This is a genomic window from Pseudomonas cichorii (assembly GCF_015471405.1).
Classification (GTDB): Bacteria; Pseudomonadota; Gammaproteobacteria; order Pseudomonadales; family Pseudomonadaceae; genus Aquipseudomonas; species Aquipseudomonas serbiensis.
The window spans coordinates 213276-223760 of sequence record NZ_BLVZ01000012.1; the positions used below are offsets into that span (position 1 = coordinate 213276).

Here is a 10485-nt window from a genome sequence, read left to right on the forward strand (position 1 = left end):
GAATCAGCATCAGGGATCAAGATCGGGGATCAAGATCGCGGATCAAACGCATCACGCAGCGCCTCACCAATGAACACCAGCAGCGTCAGGATCAACGCAAGGGCAAAAAAGGCGGTCAGGCCCAGCCAGGGTGCTTGCAGGTTCTGCTTGCCCTGAGCGATCAACTCACCCAGCGAAGCGCTGCCGGCCGGCATGCCAAAGCCCAGGAAATCCAGGGCGGTCAGCGTCGAGATGGCGCCGGTCAGGATAAACGGCAGATAGCTCAGGGTCGCAGTCATGGCGTTGGGCAGGATATGCCGCACAATCACTTTGCGATCACCCAACCCAAGGGCGCGGGCTGCCTTGACGTACTCCAGGTTGCGTCCACGCAGGAACTCGGCGCGCACTACATCCACCAGCGTCAGCCAGGAAAACAGCGCCATGATGCCCAGCAGCCACCAGAAACTGGGCTCGACAAAGCCTGACAGAATGATCAGCAGGTACAGCACCGGCAATCCTGACCAGACTTCCAGCAGGCGCTGGCCGATCAGGTCCACCCAGCCGCCGTAATACCCCTGCAAGGCACCGGCCGCGATACCGATCAGGGCGCTGATGGCGGTCAGAATCAATGCAAACAGAATCGATACCCGCGCCCCGAAAATGACCCGTGCCAATACATCGCGAGCCTGATCATCGGTGCCCAGCCAGTTGTTGCCCGAGGGCGGGCTGGGAGCCGGGGCTGTGAGGTCGTAATTGGGGGTGTCATCACTGAACGGAATCGGTGGAAACACCATCCATCCATTGCCTTTGGCGATAAGTTTTTGGACGTATTCGCTGCGGTAATCGGGCTGGAAGGGCAGCTCTCCGCCGAACTCCTGCTCGCTATAACGCTTGAATACCGGGAAGTAGAGGTCGCCCTGATAGCTCACCACCAGCGGTTTGTCATTGGCGATCAGTTCGCCTCCCAGCGTCAACGCAAACAGCGCGCAAAACAGCCACAGCGACCACCAGCCCCGACGGTTGGCGCGAAAGCGTTCCAGGCGGCGTTGAGCCAGCGGAGAAAGTCTGCGCATCAGGCATTCCTCGCGCTGAAGTCGATTCGCGGGTCGACCAGGGTGTAGCAGATGTCGCCTGCCAGTTTTATCAGCAAACCGAACAGGGTAAAGATGAACAGCGAGCCGAACACCACCGGATAATCCCGCGAAACAGCGGCTTCGTAACTCATGCGCCCCAGGCCATCGAGAGAGAAGATAACCTCGATCAGCAGCGATCCGGCAAAGAACACCGTGATAAATGCCTGTGGGATGCCGGACACCACCAGCAGCATGGCGTTACGAAACACATGGCCATACAGCACGCGCCGTTCGCTCATGCCCTTGGCTCGGGCGGTGGTGACGTACTGGCGGGTGATTTCATTGAGGAAGGCGTTCTTGGTCAGCAGGGTCAGGGTGGCGAACCCGCCGATCACCAGTGCCGATACCGGCAGCACCAGATGCCAGAAGTAGTCGGCAATCTTGCCGAGTGTCGATAGCTGGTCGAATTCATCCGACACCAGGCCTCGTACCGGAAACCAGTGCAGCGAAGTGCCGCCACAGAACACCACGATCAGCAGCATGGCAAACAGAAAGGCCGGTGTGGCGTAGCCGATGATGATGGCGGTGCTGCTCCAGATATCGAACTGGCTGCCGTGCCTGACCGCCTTGCGAATGCCCAGCGGAATCGAGATCAGGTACGTCAGCAGCGTCGCCCAGAGCCCGAGGGAAATGGAAACCGGCATCTTTTGCAGGATCAGGTCGGTCACCGAGGCACCGCGAAAGAAACTGTTGCCGAAATCCAGTCGTGCGTAGTTTTTCAGCATCAGCCATAACCGCTCATGCAGCGGCTTGTCGAAACCGTACTGGCGTTCGATGTCCTTTATCAGCTTGGGATCAAGGCCACGGGACGCTCTTGATTGACCGGTGTTGACCGACTCTGTCGCGCCCGCGCCGACACTGCTGTTACCGATCCCTTGCAGACGGGCTATGGCTTGCTCCACTGGCCCACCGGGCGCGGCCTGCACGATAAAGAAGTTGACCAGCAGAATGCACAACAGCGTGGGAATGATCAGAAGCAGGCGGCGCAGGATATAACCGAGCATTCACTTCATCTCCGAAACAAGGGCTGAAGCGCCGCGTTTTGCTGCAAATTGCTCGTTATTGAGCGGAGTGGGGCTGACTTCCCACCAGGTTTCGATGGCTTCGCTGTTGCTGGCCTGGATTTTCGGGATACCGAAGCGATTCCACCATACGGTCGAGGAGCCTGGCGGGTAATAGTTGGGAATCCAGTAGTAATTCCATTGCAGTACCCGATCAAGGCTGTGGGCATAGTCGGTCATCGTCGCCTTGTCGCCAGCCTTGAGCAGGCCCTCGATCAGGGTGTCCACGGCGGGGTCTTGCAGTGCCATGTAATTGCTGGAGCCTGGATCATTGGCCACCTTGGAGCCAAAGTTGTTGTAGAGGTCCATTCCCGGCGATGTCGAGACCGTGAAGCCGGTGACGATCATGTCGTAATCCCGGGCCATGACGCGGTTCAGATACTGGGCCGCATCGATCCGCCGCACCTCGAAGTGGATACCGATCTGCGCCAGATTGCGCTTGTAAGGCAGCAGCAGACGCTCGAAACCCGGTTGCCCATTGAGGAAGGTGAAGCTGAGCGGCTCGCCCTGGGCGTTGACCAGTTGATCACCCTTGGGTTTCCAGCCAGCTTCCTGCAATAGCGCCAGCGCTTGCAGTTGTTTGTCGCGGATAAAACCTGTGCCATCGGTTTTCGGGTTCTTGAAGACCGTAGTAAAGACTTCGTCGGGAATCGAACCGCGCAAGGGTTCAAGAATCTTCAGTTCAGCGGGTGTCGGTAGTTGCGTGGCTGCCAGTTCCGAGTTCGAGAAATAGCTGTCCTGGCGAATGTACATATTGCGCATCATCTGCCGGTTCGCCCATTCAAAGTCCCAGAGCAGAGACAACGCCTGACGCACGCGACGGTCCTTGAACATCGGGCGGTTGAGGTTGAAGGCAAAGCCTTGCGAACTCTGGACCGCGCCCTTGGCCAGATGCGCCTTTTGTAGAAGACCTTCGCTCAGCGCCGGGCTGTCATAGCGGATTGAGTAACCGGTGGCCGAATATTCACGGTTGTAATCGTAGGCGCCCCCCTTGAGTACTTGCCGCGCTACATCGGTATCGCCGAAATACTCAATGCTGAACCGGTCGAAGTTGTACATGCCTCTGTTGACTGGCAGATCCTTGCCCCACCAGTTCGGGTCGCGCTCGAAGGTGATACTGCGCCCCGGATCGACATGGCTGATCGTATAAGGGCCGCTGCCCGGCGGGATCTCGAAGCCTGCGCCACCGGCAAAGTCACGGGTTTTCCACCAATGCTCGGGAAACACTGGCAACGAGGCCAGATCCAGGGGCAGGGTACGGTTGTCGTTATTCTTGAAGTCAAAGCGAATCCGGTTCCCGGACTCCACTTCCAGGCCTTTTACCGCTTCAAACCGGGTACGGTATTGCAGGCTGCCTTGAGTCATCAGCAGCTCATAGGTGTATTTCACGTCATTGGCTGTGATGGGTGTGCCATCGGCAAAGCGGGCACGTGGGTCAAGATAGAAACGCAAGGACATTCCGTCCTCCAAGCGCTCCATTTTCTGTGCGACCAGCCCGTATACCGTGTAGGGCTCGTCCAGCGATTTGACCGCCAGTGGTGAATACAGCATGCCGTTGATCTGCGAGACGGCCGTGCCTTTGTCAGTGAACGGCATCAAATGGTCGAACTGGCCAATGTCTGTCGCCGAGCGACGCATGCTCCCGCCTTTGGGGGCATCAGGGTTCACGTAGTCGAAATGCTGGAAACCGGCAGGATAGCGCGGCGGTTCGCCGTATACGGTCAAGGCATGCTGCGGCTCTGCCCGCACTTGTTGAAGGCCCGTGGCAAGCACCAGCATTGCAGTTATCAGCGATAGGAAAGCAGAACGCATTACTTGAATCCTGACTGACGTTCACACGCGAACATCAGGGTTGAAGGCATGCGCCAAGGTACCGGATCACAACAGGCTTTGTAACCGTTACTGTCAATAAATACGGGAGTACAAATGAAAACGGCCCATCCGAAGATGAGCCGTTTCATGTGCCTCAGCGAATCAGGATCAGTCCTGACGGCTGGTCACTTCCAGCAGGTGATAACCGAACTGGGTTTTCACTGGACCTTGCACGGTATTGACTGGCGCACTGAATACGACGGTATCGAATTCCTTGACCATCTGGCCTGGACCGAACGACCCCAGGTCGCCGCCTTGACGGCTCGACGGGCAGCTGGAGTTAGCCTTGGCGATTTCAGCGAAATCAGCGCCGCCTTCGATCTGAGCCTTGAGTTCGTTGCATTTCTCTTCGCTCGAAACAAGGATGTGGCGGGCAGTGGCTTTAGCCATGGGAAAGTTTCTCCTGTCAAAAAAAAGAAAGAGCCTACCGGAATCAAGGCTGCATTTCCTGATAAAAGTTCATCGAGAACCGATTACCTGTAGCGCAGCCGGTCCACTGCCTGACGCAACAGGTGCTCGCTACCTTCCCAGCCGAGGCAGCCATCGGTGACTGAAACCCCGTACTGAAGCGTTTCACTCAAAGGCTGGCAGCCATCGAACAAGTGACTTTCCAGCATCATGCCGATCAGCGATTTGTCGCCCTGCAAGCGTTGCTCAAGCACGTCATTGAACACCTGTGGCTGACGCAGCGGGTCTTTACCGCTGTTGGCATGGCTGCAGTCGACCATGATTCTTGAGGCAATGCGGTTCTTCTCAAGGCTGGCGCGTACCTGGGCAACGCTCTGGCTATCGTAATTGGGGCCGCGATGGCCACCGCGCAGGACGATATGGGTGTCCGGGTTGCCCTGAGTCTCGATGATTGCTGGATGGCCGTGGCGATCCATTCCGAAATGGCGATGCGGGTGGGCTGCCGAACGCATTGCGTCACTGGCCACTGCTACGCCGCCATCCGTGCCGTTCTTGAATCCGACTGCCATTGGCAGGCCGCTGGCCATTTCCCGGTGGATCTGCGACTCGGTGGTGCGTGCGCCAACGGCTACCCAACTGAGCAGATCATCGAAGTAGCCAGCGGCCATGGGTTGCAGAATCTCGGTGGCAACCGGCAGGCCCATGAGCAGCATTTCGCGCATCAACTGGCGTGACAGGGTGAGGCCGGCGGCCATGTCATCGCTGCCATCGAGCTGTGGATCGTAGGCAAGGCCTTTCCAGCCTACGGTGGTACGAGGCTTTTCGACGTAGGCGCGCATCACCAGCAGCATCTGATCGCTGACTTCGGCTGACAGGCTGGCCAGGCGTTCGGCGTATTCAAGGGCTGATTGCGGGTCGTGGAGAGAGCAGGGGCCTACGATCACCAGCAGACGGGAATCTTCCCCGGTCAGGATCGAGCGTACGGCACGGCGATGGGCTGCAACCTGTTCGCTCAGGGCGGCGGTCAGTGGCAGACGGCTTTTCAGCTCAATGGTACTGGGCAGGCGCGTTGGGGCGGGCGTGTTGTCGAGCAGGGTGACATTGCTGGACAGGTCGGACGGTTTTACGGCAACGGACGAGTTCATGATCTGGTTTCCTGGGCTGGCGGGCATGTTCCCGCGCAAGACCCTATTGGGGTGTTCGACAATTGGCCTGACTGGCTGTGCGTGTGAGGTTGCCACCTGGCAGTGACCGATCGGAGGCGGCTGGCTGTCCCGAACGGAGATTGCTAAATCGCCAGGCGAAGTCGATGTCGTTGCGGTAATAGAAAGTGGTGTTCATGTCGTATTCCTCAAGTGGATTCAATCGGGCTTTCAATGGCCCAAAAAACAAAACCCCCGGTCGGGTAGCCGACCGGGGGTAGAGAATTCTCTGGTTGGCGTCCCCTGAATCCGGGCGCCTTTTTGGGTATCAGGCGCGCCAGTGGCTAAACCAATACCCGTAATAAACGTTGACCGGCAGGCAGACACCAGCCGAGGCAGTCCGCGCAGCAACGCCTGCTACCGAGCGTTCAACGCTGGCAGAGTGCAGAAGCTGTGATGAGGCGGATTGCAGCATGGTGTGTCTCCGTTAGGTTGGTCGGGAGCTTACCGTAGGCAAATGCTCTGATTCAATTGGAAAATTCAATCAGTTGGATTGATTGCCTGAATTGCTCAGGAGCTTGAGACCATGGAAGGAGGGCACAGCTTTGAATGGCTGTTTTTCTATCAGCAGGTTTTGTAAGAAAAGTCGACATATACAGTCGGATTGTTGCGTCATCTATTGAAGTTGTTTAGGCGGGAGATATTCTCAATTATCGTTTTCTTGCTCTGTGCCAGTACTCTGCGAGGGGATCACACCTATCTTCATGCCCAGCAAAACCGCCACTTTATGGGCTTCTCCGCGACGACCTTTCTTGCGGCCAGCCAATACCTGGTAAGTCGTTGCCGGATCAATACTGTTTTCCCGAGCAAATTCTTGAACCGATTTTCCCTGTTGTTCTAGCCAAGCCTTGGCTTGTGCAGCGGTACGTATTCCGGGCATAGTTCAAAACCGTTCAAATAAGTTTAATTCTATCTAGATTCTACCATTCGTAAGGATGGGGTCAACAAGGTTACGCATTCAAATGAGTGGAATTGGCTACCGGTTAAGAAAAGAAAGAGAGCGTCTGGGGCTTTCTCAACGCGCCTTCGGTGAAATCGGTGGCGTGGAGGCAAATGCTCAGGGTAAATATGAAAGCGGTGATCGTGCGCCCAAGGCCGACTATCTCGCAGCAGTAGCGGCGAAGGGGGTCGATGTGCTCTACGTATTGACCGGGACGCCCACACCCATTCCGATCGATAACCTCAGCACTGCAGAGGAGAAGGTGTTAGGGAGCTACAGAGCCTTGCACAAGGAGGATCAGGATGCAATAAGCCGGTTGACCATCACTCTGGCCGAGCTATCGGCTTCTTATGGCATTCACAATAAGTCGTTGCCTGACGACCATTGATGGCATATCTGCCAATCAAGCGTTTTTGAGAAAAAACGCTGGTGTCTTAATGGGTTAGTGATAGTTTGTTGACAACGCTATCCACATATCGATACGAGCCGGATCCTGCCTGATATCAGGGGCCGTTGTGATTTCAGCCCGCCTGTACCGCTTCCTGGGTGCGGCTTTACGCTGAAACGGCAACAGGGCCTAGGTCTGACTCATGGTTTTTGTTATGGTGGGTAGCATTCGTTATGACTGTTGTGTGAGGTGTCTGCTTGATTAGGGTGCTAGTTGTCGATGACCATGATCTTGTCCGGACAGGCATTACTCGCATGCTTGCCGACATAGACGGCTTGCAGGTTGTCGGTCAGGCTGACTCTGGTGAAGAGTCCCTGAAGAAAGCCCGGGAGCTCAAACCTGACGTCGTGCTGATGGATGTCAAGATGCCCGGCATCGGAGGCCTTGAAGCGACTCGCAAGTTGCTGCGTAGCCATCCCGAGATCAAGGTCGTGGCCGTGACGGTCTGCGAAGAAGATCCTTTCCCGACGCGCCTTCTCCAGGCCGGTGCCGCAGGCTACATGACCAAAGGCGCCGGGCTTGCGGAAATGGTGCAAGCCATTCGTCTGGTATTTGCCGGGCAGCGCTATATAAGCCCGCAGATCGCCCAGCAACTGGCATTGAAGTCCTTCCAGCCGCAAGAGAACAATTCACCGTTCGATCTGCTTTCCGAGCGTGAGATCCAGATTGCCCTGATGATCGTTGGCTGTCAGAAGGTCCAGACCATCTCCGACAAGCTATGCTTGTCACCCAAGACCGTTAATACCTACCGTTACCGGATTTTCGAGAAGCTTTCGATCAGCAGTGATGTCGAACTCGCTTTACTGGCTGTACGTCACGGCATGGTTGATGCCAGCGCCTGAACATGACCCAATCGTTTGATCCAAGCGCGTTTCTTGCGACATGCAGTGGCCGCCCTGGCGTGTATCGCATGTTCGATATTCATGCCCAGCTTCTTTATGTCGGAAAGGCCAAGAACCTCAAGAAGCGCCTGGCCAGCTATTTTCGCAAGACAGGTCTTGCGCCCAAGACAAACGCTCTGGTCGCTCGCATCGCCCAGATCGAAACCACCATCACGGCCAATGAAACCGAAGCGCTGCTGCTGGAGCAGACCCTCATCAAGGAATGGCGGCCTCCATACAACATCCTGCTGCGCGACGATAAATCCTACCCTTACGTCTTTCTGTCCGATGGTGCATTCCCTCGTTTCAGTATTCATCGGGGCGCAAAAAAGGCCAAAGGGCGGTATTTCGGCCCTTATCCAAGCCCGGGGGCGATTCGTGAAAGCCTGAGCCTGCTGCAAAAGACGTTTCTGGTTCGTCAGTGTGAAGACAGCTACTTCAAGAATCGCAATCGTCCCTGCCTGCAATATCAGATCAAACGCTGCAAAGGGCCTTGTGTAGGGCTTGTGGAACCAGAGGTTTACGCCGAGGACGTACGCCATTCGGTCATGTTTCTTGAAGGCCGCAGCAATGCCCTGACCGATGAGCTGAACGAGTCGATGGAAAAGGCCGCCATGGCCCTTGAGTTCGAGCGGGCAGCCGAGTTGCGTGATCAGGTGGCCTTGCTGCGTCGGGTTCAGGATCAGCAAAGCATGGAAGGCGGAACCGGTGACGTGGACGTGGTGGCTGCGTTCGTCAACCCTGGTGGTGCCTGTGTGCATTTGATCAGTGTGCGCGGCGGACGTGTGCTTGGCAGCAAGAACTTCTTCCCGCAGGTGGGTATAGAAGAGGAGGTCGGAGAGGTCATGTCGGCCTTCCTGGCGCAGTACTTTCTCGGCGGTGTCGATCGTGAGTTGCCCGTCGAGGTGATCGTCAATGTGGTCCACGAGGACTTCCCGACACTGATCGATGCCATCGAAGAGTCCCGTGGCCGCGAGATGACCATCAGCCACAGGGTTCGTGGCACCCGTGCGCGCTGGCAGCAACTGGCAGTGACCAATGCCGAACAGGCCTTGAGCGCACGTCTGGCCAATCGTCAGCATGTGGCCTCGCGGTTCGAGGCGCTGGCGCAGGTCCTCAAGCTCGATGAGCCGCCTCAGCGGCTGGAATGCTATGACATCAGTCATTCCAGCGGCGAAGCGACCGTGGCGTCCTGTGTGGTCTTTGGTCCTGAAGGGCCTATCAAGTCCGATTACCGGCGTTACAACATTGAAGGCGTCACGGCAGGCGATGACTATGCCGCCATGCATCAAGCCTTGACCCGGCGCTTCAGCAAGATCAAGGATGGAGAGGGCAAGTTGCCCGATATCCTGCTGGTCGACGGCGGCAAGGGGCAATTGTCCATGGCTCGCGATGTACTGACTGAGCTGGCGGTTCCTGATCTGATACTGCTCGGCGTTGCCAAGGGCACGACCCGCAAGGCCGGGTTCGAGACCTTGTACCTCAATGATGCTGCTCATGAGTTCACATTGCCGGGCGATTCGCCAGCCTTGCACCTGATCCAGCAGATCCGCGACGAGGCTCACCGTTTCGCCATTACCGGACACCGGGCGCGACGCGGCAAGACACGTCGTACTTCGACCCTCGAAGGCGTGGCAGGCGTTGGGCCTACAAGGCGTCGCGATCTGCTCAAACACTTCGGTGGATTGCAGGAATTGGCCCGCGCCAGCATCGATGAAATAGCAAAAGCACCCGGAATTAGCAAAAAGCTGGCAGAGTCGATTTATGCAAACCTGCACAGCGAGTAGAATGCCCGCTCACCTCGTAGCCAGTTGTGCCGATGAATATCCCTAATCTGATTACCGTTCTGCGTGTTTTACTGATCCCGATCTTCATTCTGTTGTTCTATTTGCCCTACCACTGGAGCTATATGGCGGCCAGTAGCGTGTTCGCATTTGCCGCAGCGACTGACTGGCTCGACGGCTATCTGGCGCGTCGTCTCGAACAAAGCACGCCATTTGGCGCCTTTCTCGATCCGGTGGCAGACAAGTTGATGGTGGCGGTTGCACTGGTGCTGCTGGTTCAGACTCACGCCAACCTGTGGCTGACCCTGCCGGCTGCCGTCATCATCGGTCGCGAGATCGTGATCTCGGCACTGCGCGAATGGATGGCCGAAATAGGGGCCCGCGCCCAGGTGGCCGTTTCCAACATGGGCAAGTGGAAAACGGCTGCCCAGATGCTGGCGCTGGTCATTCTCCTGGCCAACCCGCCGGCCTTCGCTTTCTGGGTCATCGTCGGTTATGCATTGCTGCTGATCGCGGCAGGGCTGACGTTGTGGTCGATGGTGCAGTACCTGAGAGCCGCCTGGCCTCATTTGAAGACCACCGCAGAAAAGAAATAACTTTTTTGAATCAAGGGCTTGACGAATAAACGCCAGCGTATAGAATGGCGGCCATCACCAAGCGGGAATAGCTCAGTTGGTAGAGCACGACCTTGCCAAGGTCGGGGTCGCGAGTTCGAGTCTCGTTTCCCGCTCCAAGATTCAGAAAAAAGCCACTCAGATGAGTGGCTTTTTTTTGCCT

At 56.7% G+C, this 10485-nt stretch carries 11 protein-coding genes and 1 tRNA gene; 5 read left to right on the forward strand and 7 right to left on the reverse strand.

The annotated features are described in order from the left end of the window. Nucleotides 1-29: 29 nt before the first annotated feature. From JL015_RS19880 to JL015_RS19910, 7 genes are all read right to left on the reverse strand, one after another. Entirely contained in the window at nt 30-1052 is a 1023-nt protein-coding gene (locus JL015_RS19880) for an ABC transporter permease (protein WP_201002366.1), read from the reverse strand. Then, entirely contained in the window at nt 1052-2116 is a 1065-nt protein-coding gene (locus JL015_RS19885; RefSeq protein WP_201019649.1) for a microcin C ABC transporter permease YejB, read from the reverse strand. Before JL015_RS19885 ends, JL015_RS19880 begins: the two co-directional genes overlap by 1 nt. Next, on the reverse strand, nt 2117-3985 hold the full coding sequence (locus tag JL015_RS19890; RefSeq protein ID WP_201019650.1) for an extracellular solute-binding protein: 1869 nt from the start codon (nt 3983-3985) through the stop codon (nt 2117-2119). A gap of 168 nt (nt 3986-4153) precedes the next feature. Next, nucleotides 4154-4498 (reverse strand): peptidylprolyl isomerase, encoded by a 345-nt coding sequence (locus JL015_RS19895; protein ID WP_268939539.1) that lies wholly within the window; start codon nt 4496-4498, stop codon nt 4154-4156. Nucleotides 4499-4518: 20 nt separating this feature from the next. Continuing rightward, entirely contained in the window at nt 4519-5598 is a 1080-nt protein-coding gene (locus JL015_RS19900) for a 3-deoxy-7-phosphoheptulonate synthase (protein ID WP_201019651.1), read from the reverse strand. A 325-nt stretch (nt 5599-5923) separates the two neighbouring features. After that, nucleotides 5924-6070, reverse strand: a complete 147-nt coding sequence (locus JL015_RS19905; RefSeq protein ID WP_201019652.1) for a hypothetical protein — start codon at nt 6068-6070, stop codon at nt 5924-5926. A 231-nt stretch (nt 6071-6301) separates the two neighbouring features. After that, nucleotides 6302-6535, reverse strand: coding sequence for a DNA-binding protein (locus JL015_RS19910; protein ID WP_201019653.1), 234 nt, complete (start codon nt 6533-6535; stop codon nt 6302-6304). A gap of 82 nt (nt 6536-6617) precedes the next feature. Between JL015_RS19910 and JL015_RS19915 the strand changes: the two genes are divergently transcribed. From JL015_RS19915 to JL015_RS19935, 5 genes are all read left to right on the forward strand, one after another. Continuing rightward, nucleotides 6618-6983 (forward strand): helix-turn-helix domain-containing protein, encoded by a 366-nt coding sequence (locus JL015_RS19915; protein ID WP_201019654.1) that lies wholly within the window; start codon nt 6618-6620, stop codon nt 6981-6983. 257 nt (nt 6984-7240) lie between these two features. Beyond that, nucleotides 7241-7885, forward strand: coding sequence for a response regulator transcription factor GacA (gacA, locus tag JL015_RS19920; protein ID WP_201002380.1), 645 nt, complete (start codon nt 7241-7243; stop codon nt 7883-7885). A 2-nt stretch (nt 7886-7887) separates the two neighbouring features. Then, nucleotides 7888-9711 carry an excinuclease ABC subunit UvrC gene (gene uvrC / locus JL015_RS19925; RefSeq protein WP_201019655.1) on the forward strand — a complete coding sequence of 608 codons (1824 nt, stop codon included), beginning with the start codon at nt 7888-7890 and terminating at the stop codon, nt 9709-9711. A 32-nt stretch (nt 9712-9743) separates the two neighbouring features. Further along, nucleotides 9744-10304: a CDP-diacylglycerol--glycerol-3-phosphate 3-phosphatidyltransferase gene (gene pgsA / locus JL015_RS19930; RefSeq protein WP_201002384.1), complete on the forward strand. Its 561-nt coding sequence runs from the start codon at nt 9744-9746 to the stop codon at nt 10302-10304. A gap of 61 nt (nt 10305-10365) precedes the next feature. Next, nucleotides 10366-10441, forward strand: a tRNA-Gly gene (locus JL015_RS19935). Nucleotides 10442-10485 lie beyond the last annotated feature (44 nt).

Excerpts from the sequence above, each read along its gene's own strand:
- JL015_RS19880 (WP_201002366.1), bottom strand. The coding sequence starts at position 1,052 with ATGCGCAGACTTTCTCCGCTGGCTCAACGCCGCCTGGAACGCTTTCGC.
- JL015_RS19885 (WP_201019649.1), bottom strand. The coding sequence starts at position 2,116 with ATGCTCGGTTATATCCTGCGCCGCCTGCTTCTGATCATTCCCACGCTG.
- JL015_RS19890 (WP_201019650.1), bottom strand. The coding sequence starts at position 3,985 with ATGCGTTCTGCTTTCCTATCGCTGATAACTGCAATGCTGGTGCTTGCC.
- JL015_RS19900 (WP_201019651.1), bottom strand. The coding sequence starts at position 5,598 with ATGAACTCGTCCGTTGCCGTAAAACCGTCCGACCTGTCCAGCAATGTC.
- JL015_RS19905 (WP_201019652.1), bottom strand. The coding sequence starts at position 6,070 with ATGCTGCAATCCGCCTCATCACAGCTTCTGCACTCTGCCAGCGTTGAA.
- JL015_RS19910 (WP_201019653.1), bottom strand. The coding sequence starts at position 6,535 with ATGCCCGGAATACGTACCGCTGCACAAGCCAAGGCTTGGCTAGAACAA.
- JL015_RS19915 (WP_201019654.1), top strand. The coding sequence starts at position 6,618 with ATGAGTGGAATTGGCTACCGGTTAAGAAAAGAAAGAGAGCGTCTGGGG.
- uvrC (WP_201019655.1), top strand. The coding sequence starts at position 7,888 with ATGACCCAATCGTTTGATCCAAGCGCGTTTCTTGCGACATGCAGTGGC.
- pgsA (WP_201002384.1), top strand. The coding sequence starts at position 9,744 with ATGAATATCCCTAATCTGATTACCGTTCTGCGTGTTTTACTGATCCCG.